The organism is Neobacillus sp. DZ-9, assembly GCF_059587065.1.
In genome coordinates this window covers 152,788-172,131 of the sequence record NZ_JCAIOL010000009.1, presented here as the reverse complement: position 1 = coordinate 172,131, position 19,344 = coordinate 152,788, and the positions used below count along the sequence as shown (strand labels likewise).

Below are 19,344 nucleotides of genomic sequence, written 5' to 3'. Positions count from 1 at the left end.
AAAAACAGAAGAAAAAGCTGGCGAAGAGTAAACTGTTAACAGCTCCTCTACGACACAGCTTTTTTTATTTTGCTATTTTAAACTTGCCTGTTGATTTCCGGCCTTTTATTTAAATTTATTTTGTACCTTTAACTCGTAGTTCTTAAAAATGGAAGAATTCGTTTTCACACCTTTTTTGGACATTATCTGATTGAAACGAATCAGTTTTTCATTTAACTTTCTTTGTAGGTTTTCTTTTTCAATACTATCATCTGTTTTTTTTATTAAATCCTCTATCGTCATTAATTCTTGACGTAAATGACTTTCCTCCTGGGTATATCCTGCATTTTTCAGCAATTTATAAGCCATCCGCAGCTCCTCGGGAATTCCCGACAAATCCTCTAGCTGCATTGGTTTTCCCAATCCTGGAAGATTTTCGAACTCTCCATCTTTATATGCTTTTTTAATACGGTCTTCCGAGACAATTTGAAACATGTCCATGTTAAAGCCTCCTTTTTACCATATATGTAAGTTAATTATATCAATTTCTAAGATAAACTTTAAAGTTAACATCTTTAAGGACAAGTAATTATTTCTATTCTGTTAGGGCATGCTACATGCGTATAAGAAAGGAGTGTTGAGTTTGGCTCGTGGAGAACATTTTAACCACAAAAGAAAACACCATCCAGGTGAGTTTCCTCAGAATAGCCTAGTGGAAAAGCATGTAAAGGAAGCCATTGGCGACGAAGAATTGATTGTAACCCAGGAAGCATTTAAGAATAGAATCGAGGAAGACGGCGGCCGCGGTGATACCGCCCGTGTGCTGCCGGAACAGACAGAATAAAAAGGCGTGAGCAACTCACGCCTTTTTCCTTTAGAATGTTTGTTTTAAGCTTCTAACCATCTGGGAAAATTCAATATTTTTAAGCCACTCAGATGCCTTTTCGATATCTTTAGAAAATACTCGGTCATGAGTAATGGCAGGAACCTGTTCCCGGCCTTTTTCAAAGAGTAGCTTTGTATGTGTTGCCATTTTTTCGACTCCACGGAATTCTACAGCCTGCATGGCACAAATCAACTCAATTGCAAGGACCTTTCTAGTGTTTTGAATGATTTGATAAGCATGTCTGGATGCAATTGTTCCCATGCTGACATGATCCTCCTGATTTGCTGATGAAGGAATCGAATCCACGCTGGCAGGATGGGCAAGAGTTTTATTTTCTGAAACAAGTGAAGCGGCTACATATTGCATAATCATTGCCCCTGACTGTAAGCCTGGTTCAGGGCTTAAGAATGGCGGCAAATCATTTAATTGCGGATTGATTAAACGTTCAATCCTTCTTTCAGAAATGTTAGCTAATTCGGCAACAGCAATTTTCATAAAGTCCATGGCAAATGCAATCGGCTGACCATGGAAGTTGCCGCCAGAGATTACTTTTTCACCATCATCGAAAATTAACGGATTGTCAGTTGCCGCATTCATTTCAATTTCTAGTTTTTCTTTTACATAATCAAGAGCCTGCCAAGATGCACCATGAACTTGTGGAATACAACGAAGTGAATAAGCATCCTGAACTCTAAGCTCTCCCTGCATGGTCGTTAATAAGCTGTCACTTAAATATTGGCGGATTCTCGCAGCTGTATCAATCTGCTGTTGATAGCCCCTTGCCACATGAACTTCTTCAGCAAAAGCATCAATTATTCCATTTAATCCTTCGATTGTCATGGAAGCAATAAGCTCACTCTCATGAGCAAGCTGCTCAGCCTCAAGATATCCTACTACCCCCATTGCGGTCATTGCTTGAGTACCATTAATCAAAGCGAGGCCTTCTTTCGCTTCTAATGTAACAGGAAGGATTTCTTCCTGCTGTAGTGCTGAAAGGGAGTCCATGCGATTTCCTTTATAAAAAACTTCGCCTTCACCGATTAGTACTAAGGCAAGATGTGATAATGGAGCTAGATCACCACTTGCTCCAAGCGATCCTTGTTGCGGAATGACAGGGATAATATCCTTATTTACTAATTCAATAAGTTTTTCAATAACAAGCGGTCTGATTCCTGAGAAGCCCTTTAAAAGTGCATTTGCACGAAGAAGAACCATTGCCTTTGCAACAACTTCAGGGAAAGGCTCGCCTACACCGCAGGCATGTGAACGAATTAAGTTAAGTTGAAGATCCTGTACATGATCCTTGTCAATTAAAACATCACTAAATTTACCAAAACCGGTAGTAATTCCATAAACAACCTTAGATTCTGATACGATTCTTTCCACTGCTTCCCTGCTTTTTGCAGCAGCCTCCATGCTTTGTTCAGAAGCACGGACCTTTTGCTTGCGAAATAAAACATCCTTCATTTGCTCCAACGTTAAACTATTCCCAGTAAGTGTAATCATTTCTCCATCTCCTCTAATACTTTAGTATAATAAAGAAAGAGGCTGGACTCGTATCTGATTAGATTTTGAGTCCAGCCTCTTTTATGAACATAACGGAATATTGTATGAATTTATTGCGATGCCTCATTGTTATCATCCCATTCAAAAAAATTATAAAACTATCGTATCGATAATTATTGTATGCGAAGAAAACCCTTACTGTCAATTAAATTTTCAGAATTTTAACACGATAATACTTTAGCACAATAACAAATGAAAGGTAATAGGGATTGATAAAGGGGCCATTCATAAAGATATTCTATCTTCGTGAATGGCCCCTTTAATAGATGGTTAATCAAACTTTAACCCTTTTAATGCCTCTGCCATCGCATTATTCAATGGTTCTTCGTCTTTCTGCTGATTTTTTAGATACTTTTGTACAGTGCGCTTATCCACTTTGCCGCTAGATTCTTTTTTGCGGCGTGCTTCGAAAGCAGATAGTTTTTCACGATGTCCACATTTACATACGAAGATTTGGCCCTCGCCTTCGCCGCGAAGTTCCAGTTTTTTATGGCATTGTGGGCATCGTGCATTTGTGACTCGAGATACATTTTTACGATGACCACATTCCCGATCTTGGCACACGAGCATTTTACCTTTTTTTCCATTTACTTCAAGCATTGGTTTTCCACAGTCTGGACAATTCTTAGTAGAAATATTGTCATGCTTGTATTTTTTATTACTTGCTTTAATTTCAGCAACGATTTCTCTTGTGTAGTTTTTCATTTCACTAATAAAGACTTCTTTTTTCAACTTTCCATGAGCAATCTGATCAAGCTTTTGTTCCCACTCACCTGTTAAAGTAGGTGACTTTAGCTCTTCAGGCACTAAATCTAACAATTGACGTCCTTTAGACGTAATGTGAATGTCTTTTCCGCGCTTTTCGATTAAGAATGAATTGAATAGCTTGTCAATTATATCAGCACGTGTTGCAACAGTACCTAATCCACCAGTTGATTTTAACGTTTCTGCCAGTTGTTTATTTTTTGTTTCCATATACTTCGTAGGGTTTTCCATTGCCGAAAGTAAGGTTGCCTCATTAAATCGTGCAGGTGGATTGGTTTGGCCAGATGTTTGAGCAATTAGCTTCACGTTTAATGTGTCGCCTTTTTCGATACGAGGTAAAATCTGTTCCTTTAGGTCATCTGCTGCTTCATCATCTTCAAAGCGATTTCCATATACTTCTTTCCAACCAATTGATAGAATTGTTTTTCCCCTTGCAACGAAGTTCTCATCACCGATTTTCGCTCGAAGCGTTAATTGCTCGTACTCGAATGCCGGAAACAATACTGCTAAGAATCGTTTTACAACTAAGTCATAAATTTTCCGTTCTTTATCTGTAAAAGCTGCAAAGTTTACATAGCCTTCTGTTGGAATAATAGCATGGTGGTCTGATACTTTGCTATCATCAACAAATGCTTTAGAAACTTTTATCGGCTTGCTTAAAATTTTATTAGTTAAAGGACGATATTCTCCACCCCCACATGCCCTCAATCGTTCTGGAAGCGTTCCGACAATATCTGAAGAGATGTATCGCGAATCCGTACGCGGATAGGTTAAAACTTTATGCTGCTCGTACAGCTTTTGCATAATGTTTAATGTTTCCTTTGCAGAGTAACCAAAGATTTTATTCGCATCCCGTTGCAGTTCTGTTAAATCATAAAGTGCTGGGGAATATGACTTTTTCGGTTTTTTCTCAATTTCGGTTACAATGGCATTTTGTTTTCCTAGTTTTTTTACAATCGCATCGGTTTTTTCCTTATCAAAGCTGCGACTGTTCCCTTTTGCATCTTGCCAAGTCAGCTTTAAATTGTTCGATGTTTGGGATTCAATGCCGTAATAAGTTTGTGCTTTGAAATTTTTTATTTCATCCTCGCGTGCTGCAATCATTGCAACAGTTGGTGTTTGAACACGACCGCAGTTTAATTGGGCATTGAACCTGGTTGTTAATGCGCGGGTTGCATTTAGCCCAATATACCAATCAGCTTCTGAGCGTGCGACAGCTGAAGCATATAAATTGTCATAAGACTTGCCAGGCTTCAAATTAGCAAAGCCATCTTTTATCGCTTTATCTGTCACAGATGAGATCCAAAGACGTTTAATAGGTTTATTGACTTTTACTTTATCAATAATCCAACGTGCAACTAATTCTCCCTCTCTTCCTGCGTCTGTAGCCACGATTATTTCGCTGACATCCTTTCTAATCAGTTGACTCTTAACGTCATTAAACTGTTTTCCAGTTTGCTTAATTACTGTCAATTTCAAACGATCAGGCAGCATCGGCAGATCTTCTAAATTCCATGTTTTATATTTCACATCGTAACTTTCTGGATCAGCAAGTGTTACTAGGTGCCCAAGCGCCCAAGTAACGATATATTTATTACCTTCAAGATAGCCATTTCCTTTTTTATTACAATTAAGCACACGTGCAATATCACGTGCGACAGAAGGTTTTTCAGCAATTACAACACTTTTTGCCATATTTTAAAACATCCTTTCAAGTTTCCATAAGTTTAATATAGCATAGGTACAAAAATAATAATAAAACTGTTCCATTAAAGTGCCATATTCTAGTATGATGAAATGGCATCAAATTTTGAAACGAGGATACAGCATGAAGATAAAGGATTGGGATCCAAATCTAAAGGTTCGCTTGTTTAGTGAAGCCATGATGAACATTACCTTTTGGATGTTTTTTCCCTTTTTAACGATTTATTTTGCAGATGAATTCGGTAAAAATAAAGCAGGATTATTATTAGTATTTTCACAGATTTTTTCTGTGATTGCCAATCTAATGGGCGGATACTGTGCCGACCGCTTTGGTCGAAAACGGATGATGGTTTTGTCCGCCATTGGACAGGGACTTTCTTTTTTGGCATTTGCTTTTGCAAGCTCACCATGGTTTCATTCTCCTTGGGTAGGCTTTTTATCGTTTGCGGTTGCAGGTGTTTTCGGTTCCTTTTATTGGCCGGCAAGTCAAGCGATGATTGCGGATGTCGTCGAAGAAAAAGACCGAAGCAGCGTCTTTGCGATATTCTATACATCTATCAATATTGCCGTTGTTATTGGTCCTATTTTAGGATCTATATTTTATGTTCACTATCGTTTTCAATTACTGCTTGTTGCAGGCATGGTTTGCATTCTGCTCGGTTTAATTTTATTTAAATGGACCCGTGAAACAGCTAACCTTCAAAGGGTTGCAGATGCTTCAATTGATGGAAAGTGGTATTATTTTTTAATTAACCAGTTTAGGGATTATTCGCTCCTTATTAAGGACAAAACATTCCTTTTATTTATTTTGGCTGGTGTTTTAGCTGGTCAAACGTTTATGCAGTTGGACTTATTGATTCCTGTCTATATTAAGGATGTCGTTAAAAATCAAAATCTGTTTACCTTTGGAGATTGGTCTTTTTCTGTAAGGGCAGAGCAGGCCTTTGGAATTGTGCTTGCGGAGAATGGCTTCCTTGTCGCATTATTGACGGTTGTTGTAACAAAATGGATGAGTAAATATTATGAACGAAACGTATTTGTGCTTTCTTCTATTGTTTATGCCGTTTCCGTTGTGATCTTTAGCCAAACCCATTTGATTTGGGGACTAATTTTGGCAATGGCCGTATTTACGTTTGCTGAACTTATGGGCGCAGGGCTACAGCAAAGCTTTGTTTCTAAACTGGCCCCCGAACATATGAGAGGTCAATATTTTGCCGCTGCAAGTCTTCGGTTTACCATCAGCCGGACAATCGCCCCCCTTTCGATCCCATTGACGGTTTGGATTGGGTATAGCTGGACGTTTTTGGTCTTGGTTATCTTAGCACTCCTAAGCAGTTTCTTATATTGGCTGATGTTCAATATTTTTGAAAAGCAATCTATTAATGCCGGGGCCTAATGGGTCCCGTTTTTGTTGAGTTCAAAAAATGTCCAAAAAATTGTACTAATTTATTCACATCCACCCCTTTTAACATTATAATTAGAGTGTAAACTTATTAATTATTTTAAGGACGGTGGAATCAATGGAATTATCTCAATTCATGGCTCCAACTTCATTATCTGGTATTATTACATTTATCGTTCTTTTTTCAGCAGGTGTTTATTTTAATATAAAAGTATATGGCAGCAAACTGCAGTAAAGAGAACAGTCTTTACTGTTTTTTTATGTTTAAATGCTAGCGGTTTCTTTTTCCAATTAAAAAAGCTACAATATATAGGAAGATTCTGAAAAGGAGACATACATATGAGTGATTTTCAAAGAAACCTTGAAAAATATGCTGAGCTTGCCGTTAAGGTTGGCGTTAATATTCAGAAAGGCCAGACCTTGGTTATTGGTGCCACGTTGGATGCTGCTGAATTTGTGCGCTTAGTTGTCAAAAAGGCGTACGAAACAGGTGCCCACAATGTCGTTGTGAATTGGAACGATGATACTGTCACCAGAACAAAGTACGATTTGGCTCCAAATGAAGCATTTCTTGAGTATCCAGAGTGGCGTGCAAAAGAGCAGGAACAACTTGCAGAAAATGGCGCTGCCTTTATGTCAGTTATTTCTACGAGTCCAGATTTGCTTAAAGGAGTGGACCCTGAAAGGATTTCTAACTTTAATAAGGCTGCAGGGAAAGCATTGTCTAACTACCGAAAAGCAATTCAATCAGATAAGGTTAGCTGGACTGTAATTGCAGCGGCATCTCCAGCATGGGCTGCTAAGGTATTTCCAGATGTGCCTAGTGAGCAGCAAGTCGACAAACTTTGGGAGGCCATTTTTAAAGCAACTCGCGTAGATGTGGAAAACCCAGTTGAAGCTTGGAAAAAGCATGACGAAACGCTTCACGAAAAAGTCCATTATTTAAATGAAAAACGATATTCTAAACTTCACTATAAAGCACCTGGTACAGACTTAACGATTGAGCTTCCCGAAAAACATATTTGGGTTGGTGCCGGCAGCGTGAATCAAAAGGGTTTTGAATTTATGGCCAATATGCCGACCGAGGAAGTATTCACCGTTCCATTCAAAACCGGTGTCAATGGTACGGTTGCCAGTACAAAGCCGCTAAGCTACGGCGGAAATATCATCGACCGTTTTTCGATCACCTTTGAAAATGGAAAAATTGTGGGTGTGAAGGCGGAAGAAGGCGAAGAAATTTTAAAACGCCTTGTCGATACAGACGAAGGCTCCCATTACCTTGGTGAAGTGGCACTTGTACCGTACAATTCGCCAATTTCACAATCTAATGTTTTATTCTTTAACACGTTGTTTGATGAAAATGCATCGAACCATTTAGCTATTGGGAGTGCCTATGCCTTCTGTATTGAGGGCGGAAAGCAAATGTCATCTGAACAATTGGCTGAAAATGGACTTAATGAAAGTATCACCCACGTTGATTTCATGATCGGATCTGATCAAATGGACATCGATGGCATCACGGCAGATGGTAAAACTGAACCAGTATTTAAAGGCGGAAATTGGGCTTTTTAATAAGATAAGCGTGAAAGGTGTCAGGCACTATGTGAATATATCACATGGTGCCTGACACCTTCTTTTTTATGGAGTAAAAATGATTGCTCCATCTTTTGCTTTTGAAATATTATCGCGCATTTTATTAAGCTGTTGCATTGGATCCTGCACGATGACTTTTCCTAATAAATCAATAAGTCCGAGTGATTTTAACAGGCTCTCTTCCCAGCTTTGAAGCGTTACGGTCAGGGATATGTTACTTTGGCAAACTTTATTCAACGGTAAATTCTTTGCAATCGCATCATCAATTAAAGCCAATGCCAGCTCTTTATTAATCACCCCTTTTGCATCCTCCATTTGCTCACAAACAGATTTTACCACCTGTTCCACTTTTTCCGTTGTTCCGCTAACTACCGGCTCAAGTGGTTTTGTTACAGGCTCGAGCGGCTTCAACACTGGTTCAAGCGGTTTTACAACAGGCTCTAACGGTTTCAGGACAGGCTCAAGCGGTTTAGCTATTGGATCAAACGGTTTCAAAATTGGTTCTAGTGGCTTTGTTACCGGATCAAGCGGGTTGGTCACGCCATCAATAACATCTTGAATCGGATCGGTAATTTCTCCAATGCCGCGAGACGGCGTGTCCGCTTTTGAACCATTTACACAAGTAAGAGGCAGATGCCCAGCCGAAATTTTTTCAATTTCATTATCCAATTGATTCAATGGAAGCAAGCTTAAATTCTGGAGGATTTGCAATTTCCCCGGCTTTTCAGCACCAGCATTTCCGGAAATAGTATTAAGGACTAACTTTTCTATTAAACTATCGTCCGATTTCATATAATGTGCGACCATAACCACATCTTCCATGCCTAACTCAGGAACTGTTTCAGATGCATTAATACATGCGCCTTTAAAGGAAATGGCTGTAGTATCAACAGTCATCCCTTTTACCGTAACTGGTCCACTTGCTTTTAAGGTGATACTGACTGGACCATTTGCTGATTCAACAAGTTTCGTTAATCTCATTCCATAAATCGTTGCCGACTGATATTGAAAGCGAAGCATTGGCTTCATATCATTTTCTGTAGTTTCTTGTTTTACAATAGATGCTGTCATTCCTGAGCCAACCACTCGATCTGCTTCGATAATAAAACCATCTGTATCTAATTTTTCGGCATATACACTTTTACCGAGAGAGCATATTGACAAAAACATGAGCGTTAGACTGCAACTTAACAAGATAAACTTGCTTTTCCACCACATATTAAGCTCTCCTTTAAAAATTGTGTATCGTCTCTTCAACGCCTCCAAAACGTGAGACTTTTACCTTCGCTGGACCAAGTCGCCATGCCATCAACAGTGCGCCGCCAATAATTCCAAAAATAGTGCCAAATAAGAACCCCCCTAAGGCGCCGATAACAGAAAGAATGGATAAAAATATGGTAAAAATCCCAAGAATTTTTGAAGCATTAGGAAAAATTAAAGCTACAATGCCAATTAAGGTTATTAATCCGCCAAATAATAATCCAATTATTGCAATCGACCCTGGCAGGAAGGTACTTAGATAAAGATTTAAAGGAACCCATAATATCATTAAACCACTTACAATAGTCAGTAATGCCCCCCACAACGGCCGTTGTTTTCGCCATTTACTAAAACCCATCTGTACGCCCTCCCTATTTATTAATTTTTTCTACGGTAAGTTTCATTCCATTCATATTAATGGTCTTCTGGAAGAGATAGTGCGTTTTTAATTTGGCATGTTCTAAAACAATTGAGGAAGAAGTTTGCTTGAATTGTTTTTGCCAGTCATCGCTGTGCTTTTCCTGAAGGACTAAATTCTCGAATTTGGCATCTGCCTGAATAAGACCGGCGTCATGCTGCAATCCGCTGATCTGAACTGGTTTAGACGCCGCAATTTTCACACGGATCCACTCTCCGCCTACATTAAAATCCTTATACAATTGCAAATTGTCGATGGTTAGATTTTCGATTAAATTGGTACCTTGTGGGGCCGAATCAGAACTGCTTGTTTCCCCCATTTTAGGATAGAAGGTGTAACCGGTTCCAACTAATTTGTCAAACTCAACATAAAAATCCCCGACACCCGCAATCGGAACAGCATAGGCTACCCCTGATACACCAAATGAAACTAATAATAGTGCTAACGTTAAGATTCCAGCACCTAAAGCTGACCAAAAAACTTTTTTGCTTGTTGTACCTTCCACAAGTTGAAGTGGACTTTCCATTTAAACCCCTCCTATTTTTTGAATTTTTTAAACAATCTATCTTTTCTATACCTTACTACCCTTGGTTTACTACTACAATCACGAAAAATATCGTAAAATTATTACGAACCCGTCAAATGTCGGGTATGAGCTTCCACTACGGACATATTGGAATTTTTTTCATCGAACATTTTAAACATAGAAAGGTTATGGAGGCTGAAGCACATGGAGCATAAAGTGGAACAGCTTTTACTGAAAGGGCTCGATATCCTTATGGAGCATCGAGAGGCATTTATGAAAGAATGGAAAGAGCTCCTGCCCACATTAAAATACCGAAACGAAAGTTTAGTAGATGAATTTGATATCATGATTGAAATAGCTATCCAAAAAATTTTAAGTGAACAGACGCCCCGAATAGACTCTTTTATTTTTTCTTTGCTGACAGAATGGCAAAAACGCTTTTCTGGCAAGTTTGACGAAAATGAAACCATCTTACTGGTTACAACAATTGAAAATATTTTTCATAAGCTGGCTGCTGCCAATCCATCTGCAACCTTTTTTGACCATCAGGCAATCCAAGCTTTTTTTGCAAGAATCCTTGACCAAGCGCTATTAACCCAGGACAGTGAGAACCTGACCGATAAATGGGTTAAAATGATCATGGCAACGAACATTCTCCCAATGAAATGGGTAGCTGTTGTAAAAAAAGAACAGGACGATTTTCAAATTGATAGTGTTGTTTGTTCTCCTGAGCATGGAGTGGACAGCCATTTGCTTAATATGTGTTCAGGTTTAAAATCAGGAGAAATTGACCATCTTTCACTGGCAATCTCCAGATTGATTGGAGTAGGTACAGATAAGGAGAGAATCCTCAAAATTCCCTGTTTGAATGAAATTTTGCTCGTTTGTCTGCAGGAACACGATTTAGCGATTGGGGAACAGCAAATCCAGTTTGTTCGGGATATGTATCTTCGCCAATTAAGGCTTTATCATCTTGAAAGAAAAATAGTTTGGAAGGATGCTTCCCTCCTGTTTTTTCAGCACTTATTACCCTCTCGAAATGCCGATGATGCAGTTAAAGCCATTACAAAGGGATTAGTGGATTATATGCCCTTCAGCCGCTGTGCCTTATTTTTATATAATCACTACGAGGATACCGGAATTGGTGTTTCTGGTTATAATGTCAGCATCCCATCTGTACAGCAAATTAAAGAAGAGGTTTTCGAGCTTTCCCTAATTCAGAAATATTTACTTCCTTTGATTCAATCCCACCCTCTTTACTTTGCGGATGCAGCTGAGATTTTACCGAAAAAATATGTACAGGAGTATAAGCTTCGTTCATTAGTTATCTTGCCAATATATGCACCCTCTAAAAGCAGATTGCTTGGAATTGCCTTATTGGACCAGGGAGAGGACTCCGAATTTGCAGTATCCTCACAAACCTTGGCGACACTGATTAAATTTGGCAGGTACGCTGGGGAATTAATGTATTCGATATGGGATGAGGCCATTCAACAATTTGGGGGTTCTAATTGTTTATTGACCCAGCGTGAAAAAGAAGTGTTAAAGTTAATTTCGGAAGGTGCGTCGATTAACGAAGCAGCAAGTGAGCTTCATTTAAGCAGCTATACGGTCCGTGACTATGTGTCTGTTATTATTCAAAAATTAGCGGCAAAAAACAGAACCGATGCTGCGGTTAAAGCATTCAAGATGAACTTGATTTCGTAAAAAAGAGCAGCTCCATGATGGATTGCTGCTCTTTCATATTAGCGGTTATCAATTTTTTCAGGATAAAGATCGTGGTTCATCATGCGGTGATCGGCCATTTGCTCATATTTTGTCCCTGGTCTGCCGTAGTTGCAGTAAGGATCAATGGAGATGCCGCCTCTTGGAGTGAATTTGCCCCAAACCTCGATGTATCTTGGGTCCATCAGCTTGATTAAATCATTCATAATAATGTTCATGCAGTCTTCATGGAAGTCTCCATGGTTTCGGAAGCTGAAAAGATATAGCTTAAGAGATTTACTTTCGACCATTTTTTGATCTGGAATGTAGCTGATATAAATTGTTGCAAAGTCAGGCTGCCCTGTTTTTGGACAAAGACTTGTGAATTCAGGGAAATTGAATTTTACAAAATAGTCACGGTTTGGATGCTTATTATCAAACGCCTCCAATACCTCTGGAGTATATTCAAACAAGTATTTTGTTCCTTGGTTACCAAGTAGTGTTACGCCTTCTAATTCGGCATCTGTTCTTCCTGCCATTTTTAGTCCTCCTTATGTTAACCGCGCATTATAGGAGCTCATAAAACTAAGAAATAAAAAACCATATCCTAAGGATATGGTCAATTTGTCCATTCCATAGTTTTTTATAGAGGGTATACGCTATGAACCTCTCCCATAAACGGGCGCAGATAAATTTAATTTAACATAGTAACTATAGTTAATATTCAAGTAACTGTCAATCAACATTTTACTGGAAATGCTTTGAGTTTGAAATATTAAGAGTCTTATGGTTACAATATACAATTAAGAAACTATTCTCGGAGGTATTGTTTCATGTGGAAAGAATTTAAACAATTTGCCATGAAAGGCAATGTTATTGATTTAGCGGTGGGGGTTATTATCGGCGGAGCCTTCGGTAAAATCGTCTCATCCCTTGTGGCAGATATTATTATGCCAATAATTGTAGTAATTAGCGGTGCAGTAAACGTAGAGGATATTAAAGATCTCTCCTATGGACCGATAAAATATGGCGTATTTCTTCAATCAGTCCTTGATTTCTTCATTATCGCCATTTCGATTTTCCTCTTTATCAAGTTCCTGAACCGATTTAAAAAGAAAGAAGAGCCTGTGGTGGTTGAAGAAAAAATCAGCCGTGAAGAACAACTTTTAGCCGAGATTCGCGACCTTTTAAAAGAAGACAAAGATTTTTTCAGAAAAAATGAAACATCTTGACCACTTTTACGTATAACTTAGTAATACAATATTTTGAGGTGAAGTTAAATTGTATCCACAAACATCAACTGAATTTATGCCATCTGTTTTACGGACGTTTGCCTTTTCCCTAGCCATAGCCTTCCTAGGCACCATGGCAGGAGTATTTGTACCGCCAGCTCTTTTTATGCCACTAGCCATTTTAGAATTTGTCATGCTGATGATTGCGTTCTTTGTTAGAAGGAAAAAAGCAATGTCTTATTCATTCCTGTATCTTTTCACCTTTATTTCAGGGATTACCTTATACCCAATCGTTGCTTACTACCTAGCTACTTCAGGCGCTAACGTCGTTATAATGGCATTCGCAAGCACTACAGTAGTTTTCTCTGGTATTGCTATTTACGCCGCAAAGTCAAAACAGAACTTTTCTTTCTTAGGTGGTTTTTTACTCGCTGCCCTGCTTGCATTAGTAGCCATTTCAATTTTTAATATTTTCTTTCCATTAAGCTCTACAGGAATGCTTGCCTATTCATTTATCGGAGTATTAGTATTCAGCGGTTATGTTCTCTTCGATATCAGCCGCATGAAGCATTATGGAGTTAAAGCCGAGGAAGTGCCTTTGATGGCATTAAACTTATATTTGGACTTCGTTAATCTATTTATCAGCATTCTCCGTATCTTTGGAATTTTAAATAGTAAAGACTAAAAAATTAGGAGCTGAGGGTCAACAACCCCAAGCTCCTTTTGATTTTAATTGCCGTTAAACAAAGTCAGGCCTCGACCAATCATTTGTTTCACAGATGGCTCCCACTCAGCTTTATTTAATGATTTTAAAATTCTATCAACATTAGAGTGACTGCCATTATGAATTTTATAGAGTTCTAATATCTCCAAGCGCAACAGCCATTCGTAAAGATAATCTTGATCCAATTTGTCTAAAACTTCATTTAAACTGGGTAAACTCTGTTCATTCCAAACGGCTGCCTCGCGTAAATTCCGGACTTTTTCATATAAGCCCTCAAGCTCACTCCAGCTTGGCTGATCCATTTCTTCCTCGATTTCCTCTTTTGATTCAATATCAAAATAATTGTTAGGATCGGCAGCACCGGCAAAGACAGAGGTGATCTTTGATCCCACCGCCATATCGAAGGTACCCCAAGCTTTTTCAAAAAGAACTTTGTCCTTATAGATCACGGTACAATCCTTAAAGGAAATAATGATAGGGTTTTCCTCTGAGCACAAAATACTCTTAACGGCGCCTTCTACCCTAACCCCGCTTTGAAAATTTAAAACTGCTTCCTTTTCTTCTATGATCCCTAGGGCACTTAATTGCTCCATCGAGCAGTATTCAAGAACAATATCACCCTTTAATTTACCGATTGGCGTTCCAAAGCCTTTTCGGTGTGTTTCGGTGCCATGGCCTGCTAATTGGTGGTTATCATAGGATAAAGCAGTAGGTCCTGCAGTACGGAAATAAACAGCTTCTCCTGTATCATCCCTCAATATATCTGCAACCGTACCAGTTACCTGCAAACCAGAAGAGAAAACCATCGTGGCTGTATTTTCAGTAGTCAGTGCCTTTTCGAGGCTTTCTGTTCCGCCTTTCCGAAATGCCATCGTATTAGCAAATTCATCAATCTCGGCTACTAAATCATCAAAGCTTTTACAAACAAATAATTGCGGCTGTGGCTTTGTCACATCATAAGGAGTCTTCGTACATTCCTCAACTGAAAAAGGAATTTTTCTTACATCTTCCTTTAAACAGCTTTGACTTTCTCCTACTGAAGACAGCAAGCCGGCACCATAAATTATTGGATCATCTAATTCGCCAATTAATCCATATTCAACGGTCCACCAAAAAAGCCGTGATACTTGGTCAGATTCCGATAATCCTTTTACCTTCTTTCTAGCTTCAGCCACTTGTTGTTCCGCAGCTTTCACCTGCTCTGGTGTTGATTTTGGGTCCTCAGCGACAATCGTTAAATGGCGAACCGCCATAAATACCTCTAGTTTTTCTTTACTCGATAGAGCTTTTGCGCCCATTTCTCCAATTTTCTTAACGAAGTCCCTGTATGATTCATCTAATAAAATCGGGGCATGGCCAGCTGCTTCATGAAGCATATCTGGTGCCGGCGTATACGCAATGTTTTGGATGTTCCTTATTTCTGTTGCAATCGGTAAAATCCCGTTTGCTAAAAAACCATAAAAGGCCGAACCTGGAATCAAGCCATCAATCGTAACGGCCCCCCAGCCCACTTTTGCCAAGCTCGAATTCATATCCTCTACCTTTGGAATCGATTCAGTTTTGATTCCAGAATCTCGGAGGCCATTTACATAAGCTGGATGCGCAATTTGTTTCAAAAAATAGTGATTTTGCTTCATTACAAATCGCCAGACTGCATGATCGATGGGAGTATAGCGATGGTAGTATTGTTTGGAAATAAACGGCATTAAATGAGCAGGGATTTCTTTTGTAGCATTACCAGTCATCGTGAACATTCTCCTCTAAGTGAATAGTTTAATCAGGAGCATCAAGCGAGAGATTGTACCTTGGGCCGCAGACGTTCCTTCGCTCGTTTCATCCTAGTTTTTACCGTAGACATCGGCAGATTACTTTTTCGTGCAATTTCATCTAGAGTTAAATCTTGATAGTAATAAAGATAAATAGGTTTACGATAAATTTCAGGCAGCAGGTTTACTTTTTCAGCCATTTGTTTAGCTGTAAATTTATGTAGTACTTCCTCTTCAGGAATAGGAGAGCAATAAGCCGAGGCTGAGTAGGAATAAACCTCTTCCTTCCAAAATAATTTAGACTTGTTTTCTTTACGCCAATAATCGCGGCATTTATTTACTGCTATTATAAACAACCAGCTTTTATATTTTGAATGCTCCTTTACTGCAGGATATGCCAAATACGCAGAAAGTAACACCTCTTGATAAAGGTCCTCGGCAAGTTCTTTCTGTTTCACTAACGATAAAATATATTTAAAAATGGCCGGCCCATGTTCTATTATTAATTCTTCAAATAGTTGTACAAATCCTTTTCCCATTTCGTTCCATCCTTCCCTTCAATAAAATAATACCTACTTTATTAGACGGAAAGGATGGTAATGACCCCTACACCCCATCATTAAATTTCTGCCCTTTTTGTATAAGCCCCTTCATAAAAATGGAAAAGCCTATTTTCTTGCAAATGGTTAAATAATGCATCATCGCTAATAAGACGGAACCCGTATTCATTCCAATAATAACTCCATTCATTCCCCAATCCGCTTGAGAACCAAGCCAAAGAATAAGTCCAAAGGAGATTACGGTTGACCAAATAATATGAATAAACGCCTCTTTAATCATGTCTAAACCGATCATAAAAGCCTGCATCGGCATAATAAAGAAATGGAACAAGAAAAACGGCCATAGTAATTGCAGGAAGATAGCAGGTGTTTCCGATTTAAAGAAAAGGGACGTTAATTCAGGAGCATAAAAGTAGAAAATAGTGACTGCTGCAACACCGTACAAAAGGGTAAGTTTCATCACCTGCTGGAGCATTTTTTGTAAGGCAGGAAAATCACGCTGGGAATGGGCTTTAGATACAGCAGGGATGAGAACAACTAATAGCGAATGAGCAATAAAAGCTGGAAAGAAGCCAATCGACATCGCCACACCCATCAGCATCCCAAATTGCTCGGTTGCAAGTTTTTCCGTCATTCCAGAGTGCACTAATGCTGCCTTTATGACAAAGGGTTGAATGGCATTGGTAAAAGCAGAAAACAAGCGCATCCCAGTTGTTGGTATTGAAACGGCCATTAAATTTTTCCGAACGGCCTTCCGATTTAGATTGGAAAAAGGCTGTCGCTTGATTTGTTGAAATTGAATGATAAACATGTAAATGAGGTAAAGGAAAACAACAATTTCACTGCCAATTAACGTGCCAATAGCGATTAATAGAGCCCTTTCTGAGTCAAAGGCGAGGAATCGAAATAGGATAAATAGGCCGACAAGCTGCACGACTTTTCTCAAAAAATTGGAAACGGCAATTTTCCCCATCTGCTGCTTCCCCATAAAATATCCTCTTGCTACCGAAGTAAAGGAAATCACCGGTATGAGAATCATAACAAACCATCTAATATACGGATGGTACGTTTTAAAAATCGGGATGAACGGGATAATCACGGTTGCCAATAAAAATAGAATACTTGTAAAGACAATGGTAATTGTAATGGCATGATAAAGAATATTTCGGTGATAGCGTTCTTCACGTTCAGCAATGAATTTTGAAATCGAGACTGGCAGTTCGAAGCTCGAAAGCAGGACAATCAAAAAGATCGTTGGCAGAATGGACATATAAAGCCCTAAACCGTGTGTTCCCAACTCTCTTGCAAGAATCATATTTACCAAGAACTCAATTCCTTCTCCCAAAAATGCAGAAGCCGCTAAAAAGAAAACACTTTTGTAGTAAATAGCCACTTTTTTATTCTCCCTTATTTTAATATCACCTTATAACTTATGAGACAAGTTCCATGATTATTAGGAGAATATTTTTGGAAGCAACAAAAAAAGGGCCTTCGCCCTTTTAAATGTTTGATGTAACCGCGCGCTTCTTAACCATCCATGTCATTAGAATGATGACTGCTACTAACAATGCTTGAGTTAAAGTGGTTTCCCAGGTTGGATATAATCCCATCCAATCTATGAACGGAAGATTTTGCACCGTACTTGTGGAGAGGAGGTTGGAAATCTGTAAGGCATGAATGCTGATGCCAAGAATTTTAAAGGCCAAGAAATAAATTAATAGGGTTGCTGCTTTAAAAAACAAACGGATGGGAATTTTAACACTGTAATGAATAATTGCAAAGCCAACAATCACTAGTAATCCTGCAGCAAGTAGTATTCCTAGTACAAGCTGCTGCATGCTTATATATGGAGTGATCCCTGCGTAAAAAATGATTGTCTCTGCCCCTTCACGAAATACAGAAAGGAAGCTGATAAAGGCAAACGATAAAAGGCTACCTCGTGCAATGGCCTGCTGCATCTGCTCATTAATATATTTATTCCAATTCCCGATGCTGGATTTATTATGAAGCCATGCCCCTATCGTCAGCATCATGACAACCGCTATAACACCCGTTATACCTTCGATGTACTCCCGGCTTGACGCTGCAGTGATCTTTGAAAAGACAATATTGATAATGACTGCAAGCACTGCACTTGCCAGCACTCCTGCCGCAACACCAGCCCAAATCCATTTTTGTTTAGTTTGCTGGCCCATTTTCTTTAAGAAAGCAATTAGGGTAGCAACGATTAGCAGCCCTTCTAACCCTTCACGTAATAAAATAAGAGCCGCATCCCATAATGAATAATCCGTTTTGCTCATTAAAGGAGCCAATCTTTTATTTATATCCTCAATGATGGTCTTAGCCTTTTGCGCATTTACTTTCTCCGAACTTAATATACTAATAGCTTCCGGAATTTTTGTTTCGATATCACTGTAGAGCTTACTGTCCTTTGTTGACACGTCCCCTTCAACCATCGGCCAGATATTTAGGATTTCATTTAAATCATTGCTTGCATTCGAATACTTTTCGTCAGCAATTTCATTCTCAGCCTTACTTAACAAAGCCGTAAGGTCTGATAAAGAATAATCACTTTTTTCCTGCTTCGAAACCTTCCCCGCTAAGAAATCCTGCACTACTGTTGTTAATTTATCTACATTCGTTTCAGCTTTTTTCAGATCCGCTGGGTTTTGTGTAATCGCGATCCGGATTAATGCCATGTATTTTTCGATGTTCCCATATGTCGCAATACTTTCATCATGAACAATCTTTTCTGATGCATTCCATTGATTTAGGAGCGACTGGTATTCAGCCTTTAGGGTTAATGGATTCCCCGCCTTAATCGATTCCTTTAATTTTGCGGTTAGCGGAAGCAATTGTTTTACTTGCTCTTTTCCTTTTGCCTTATCTTCAGGATTTTGTTCCTGATCATACAGAACAACTGAACTTGACAGAGCCGATAGGCTTCTTGAAAGTGCCTCTTTATCAACATTCTCTTTGGCTAGTAAACTTTGAACCTTATTAAGGTTTTCGTCCACCTTTTTTGACTGCTTGCTGTCTGATTTTTTAATGGAAATCCATTCGCTTGCGAATTGTTCCATGTTTTTAGCAACAGTTGCCCTATCTCCATCCTTCGCCTTCATTAAACTATCGCCAATTAGGACAAAGAGCTCATCATGATTTTCTGCCGCTGAAACTGGTTGTACCGCTTGCAAAAACACAAATAATATCGTCAGAAATAGAAATGGCTTCAACAATTTTTGCATATAACTCTCTCCTC

At 38.9% G+C, this 19,344-nt stretch carries 17 protein-coding genes and 1 riboswitch; of the genes, 6 read left to right on the top strand and 11 right to left on the bottom strand.

All coding sequences use genetic code 11. The annotated features are described in order from the left end of the window. Positions 1 to 105: 105 nt before the first annotated feature. Positions 106 to 480, bottom strand: a complete 375-nt coding sequence (locus AC59HZ_RS23245) for a DnaJ family domain-containing protein (protein ID WP_496548133.1) — start codon at positions 478 to 480, stop codon at positions 106 to 108. A gap of 142 nt (positions 481 to 622) precedes the next feature. Here AC59HZ_RS23245 and AC59HZ_RS23240 point away from each other — a divergent pair, with 142 nt between their 5' ends. Next, positions 623 to 823 (top strand): hypothetical protein, encoded by a 201-nt coding sequence (locus AC59HZ_RS23240; protein ID WP_496548132.1) that lies wholly within the window; start codon positions 623 to 625, stop codon positions 821 to 823. 30 nt (positions 824 to 853) lie between these two features. Here AC59HZ_RS23240 and hutH read toward each other — a convergent pair whose 3' ends face one another. Together hutH and AC59HZ_RS23230 are read right to left on the bottom strand one after the other, a co-directional pair. Continuing rightward, positions 854 to 2,371 (bottom strand): histidine ammonia-lyase, encoded by a 1,518-nt coding sequence (hutH, locus tag AC59HZ_RS23235; RefSeq protein ID WP_496548131.1) that lies wholly within the window; start codon positions 2,369 to 2,371, stop codon positions 854 to 856. A 330-nt stretch (positions 2,372 to 2,701) separates the two neighbouring features. After that, on the bottom strand, positions 2,702 to 4,891 hold the full coding sequence (locus tag AC59HZ_RS23230) for a DNA topoisomerase III (protein ID WP_496548130.1): 2,190 nt from the start codon (positions 4,889 to 4,891) through the stop codon (positions 2,702 to 2,704). A 133-nt stretch (positions 4,892 to 5,024) separates the two neighbouring features. Between AC59HZ_RS23230 and AC59HZ_RS23225 the strand changes: the two genes are divergently transcribed. Both AC59HZ_RS23225 and AC59HZ_RS23220 read left to right on the top strand, forming a co-directional pair. Further along, a complete protein-coding gene (locus AC59HZ_RS23225) occupies positions 5,025 to 6,296 on the top strand; it encodes an MDR family MFS transporter (RefSeq protein ID WP_496548129.1) in 1,272 nt (423 codons plus the stop codon). Between the two features lie 345 nt (positions 6,297 to 6,641). Further along, the gene (locus tag AC59HZ_RS23220; RefSeq protein WP_496548128.1) at positions 6,642 to 7,874 is read left to right on the top strand and encodes an aminopeptidase; all 1,233 of its coding nucleotides are present in this window, start codon (positions 6,642 to 6,644) and stop codon (positions 7,872 to 7,874) included. A gap of 66 nt (positions 7,875 to 7,940) precedes the next feature. Here the strand turns inward: AC59HZ_RS23220 and AC59HZ_RS23215 are convergent, their stop codons facing one another. Genes AC59HZ_RS23215 through AC59HZ_RS23205 form a run of 3 tightly spaced genes read right to left on the bottom strand, consistent with a single transcriptional unit; the run spans position 7,941 to position 10,099 of the window. Continuing rightward, positions 7,941 to 9,113 (bottom strand): hypothetical protein, encoded by a 1,173-nt coding sequence (locus AC59HZ_RS23215; RefSeq protein WP_496548127.1) that lies wholly within the window; start codon positions 9,111 to 9,113, stop codon positions 7,941 to 7,943. Between the two features lie 13 nt (positions 9,114 to 9,126). Next, positions 9,127 to 9,513, bottom strand: coding sequence for a DUF6114 domain-containing protein (locus tag AC59HZ_RS23210; protein ID WP_496548126.1), 387 nt, complete (start codon positions 9,511 to 9,513; stop codon positions 9,127 to 9,129). A 13-nt stretch (positions 9,514 to 9,526) separates the two neighbouring features. After that, a complete protein-coding gene (locus AC59HZ_RS23205; protein WP_496548125.1) occupies positions 9,527 to 10,099 on the bottom strand; it encodes a DUF6230 family protein in 573 nt (190 codons plus the stop codon). 204 nt (positions 10,100 to 10,303) lie between these two features. Between AC59HZ_RS23205 and AC59HZ_RS23200 the strand changes: the two genes are divergently transcribed. Beyond that, the gene (locus AC59HZ_RS23200; RefSeq protein ID WP_496548124.1) at positions 10,304 to 11,806 is read left to right on the top strand and encodes a response regulator transcription factor; all 1,503 of its coding nucleotides are present in this window, start codon (positions 10,304 to 10,306) and stop codon (positions 11,804 to 11,806) included. Between the two features lie 38 nt (positions 11,807 to 11,844). Here AC59HZ_RS23200 and queF read toward each other — a convergent pair whose 3' ends face one another. Further along, on the bottom strand, positions 11,845 to 12,342 hold the full coding sequence (gene queF, locus AC59HZ_RS23195; RefSeq protein ID WP_223589673.1) for a preQ(1) synthase: 498 nt from the start codon (positions 12,340 to 12,342) through the stop codon (positions 11,845 to 11,847). Between the two features lie 90 nt (positions 12,343 to 12,432). Next, positions 12,433 to 12,479: riboswitch (PreQ1 riboswitch) on the bottom strand. A 157-nt stretch (positions 12,480 to 12,636) separates the two neighbouring features. Here queF and mscL point away from each other — a divergent pair. Both mscL and AC59HZ_RS23185 read left to right on the top strand, forming a co-directional pair. Then, a complete protein-coding gene (gene mscL / locus AC59HZ_RS23190; RefSeq protein WP_496548123.1) occupies positions 12,637 to 13,035 on the top strand; it encodes a large conductance mechanosensitive channel protein MscL in 399 nt (132 codons plus the stop codon). A 49-nt stretch (positions 13,036 to 13,084) separates the two neighbouring features. After that, a complete protein-coding gene (locus AC59HZ_RS23185) occupies positions 13,085 to 13,720 on the top strand; it encodes a Bax inhibitor-1/YccA family protein (RefSeq protein ID WP_496548122.1) in 636 nt (211 codons plus the stop codon). 44 nt (positions 13,721 to 13,764) lie between these two features. On the opposite strand, the gene AC59HZ_RS23180 is transcribed toward AC59HZ_RS23185, so the two are convergent. The 4 genes from AC59HZ_RS23180 to AC59HZ_RS23165 form a co-directional block, all read right to left on the bottom strand. Continuing rightward, positions 13,765 to 15,504 carry an aromatic amino acid hydroxylase gene (locus AC59HZ_RS23180; RefSeq protein WP_496548121.1) on the bottom strand — a complete coding sequence of 580 codons (1,740 nt, stop codon included), beginning with the start codon at positions 15,502 to 15,504 and terminating at the stop codon, positions 13,765 to 13,767. Between the two features lie 41 nt (positions 15,505 to 15,545). Then, positions 15,546 to 16,064, bottom strand: coding sequence for an RNA polymerase sigma factor (locus AC59HZ_RS23175; protein ID WP_496548120.1), 519 nt, complete (start codon positions 16,062 to 16,064; stop codon positions 15,546 to 15,548). A gap of 67 nt (positions 16,065 to 16,131) precedes the next feature. Next, complete coding sequence (locus AC59HZ_RS23170) at positions 16,132 to 17,478, bottom strand: polysaccharide biosynthesis protein (RefSeq protein ID WP_496548119.1); 1,347 nt, start codon at positions 17,476 to 17,478, stop codon at positions 16,132 to 16,134. Positions 17,479 to 17,584: 106 nt separating this feature from the next. Next, positions 17,585 to 19,330, bottom strand: a complete 1,746-nt coding sequence (locus AC59HZ_RS23165; protein WP_496548118.1) for an FTR1 family iron permease — start codon at positions 19,328 to 19,330, stop codon at positions 17,585 to 17,587. Between the last annotated feature and the right edge of the window lie 14 nt (positions 19,331 to 19,344).

Bases quoted from the DNA above. Each gene is read 5' to 3' on its own strand.
- AC59HZ_RS23175 (WP_496548120.1), bottom strand. From the start codon at position 16,064: ATGGGAAAAGGATTTGTACAACTATTTGAAGAATTAATAATAGAACAT.
- mscL (WP_496548123.1), top strand. From the start codon at position 12,637: ATGTGGAAAGAATTTAAACAATTTGCCATGAAAGGCAATGTTATTGAT.
- AC59HZ_RS23165 (WP_496548118.1), bottom strand. From the start codon at position 19,330: ATGCAAAAATTGTTGAAGCCATTTCTATTTCTGACGATATTATTTGTG.
- queF (WP_223589673.1), bottom strand. From the start codon at position 12,342: ATGGCAGGAAGAACAGATGCCGAATTAGAAGGCGTAACACTACTTGGT.
- AC59HZ_RS23220 (WP_496548128.1), top strand. From the start codon at position 6,642: ATGAGTGATTTTCAAAGAAACCTTGAAAAATATGCTGAGCTTGCCGTT.
- AC59HZ_RS23205 (WP_496548125.1), bottom strand. From the start codon at position 10,099: ATGGAAAGTCCACTTCAACTTGTGGAAGGTACAACAAGCAAAAAAGTT.
- AC59HZ_RS23225 (WP_496548129.1), top strand. From the start codon at position 5,025: ATGAAGATAAAGGATTGGGATCCAAATCTAAAGGTTCGCTTGTTTAGT.
- AC59HZ_RS23245 (WP_496548133.1), bottom strand. From the start codon at position 480: ATGGACATGTTTCAAATTGTCTCGGAAGACCGTATTAAAAAAGCATAT.
- AC59HZ_RS23200 (WP_496548124.1), top strand. From the start codon at position 10,304: ATGGAGCATAAAGTGGAACAGCTTTTACTGAAAGGGCTCGATATCCTT.
- hutH (WP_496548131.1), bottom strand. From the start codon at position 2,371: ATGATTACACTTACTGGGAATAGTTTAACGTTGGAGCAAATGAAGGAT.
- AC59HZ_RS23180 (WP_496548121.1), bottom strand. From the start codon at position 15,504: ATGACTGGTAATGCTACAAAAGAAATCCCTGCTCATTTAATGCCGTTT.
- AC59HZ_RS23230 (WP_496548130.1), bottom strand. From the start codon at position 4,891: ATGGCAAAAAGTGTTGTAATTGCTGAAAAACCTTCTGTCGCACGTGAT.
- AC59HZ_RS23210 (WP_496548126.1), bottom strand. From the start codon at position 9,513: ATGGGTTTTAGTAAATGGCGAAAACAACGGCCGTTGTGGGGGGCATTA.
- AC59HZ_RS23215 (WP_496548127.1), bottom strand. From the start codon at position 9,113: ATGTGGTGGAAAAGCAAGTTTATCTTGTTAAGTTGCAGTCTAACGCTC.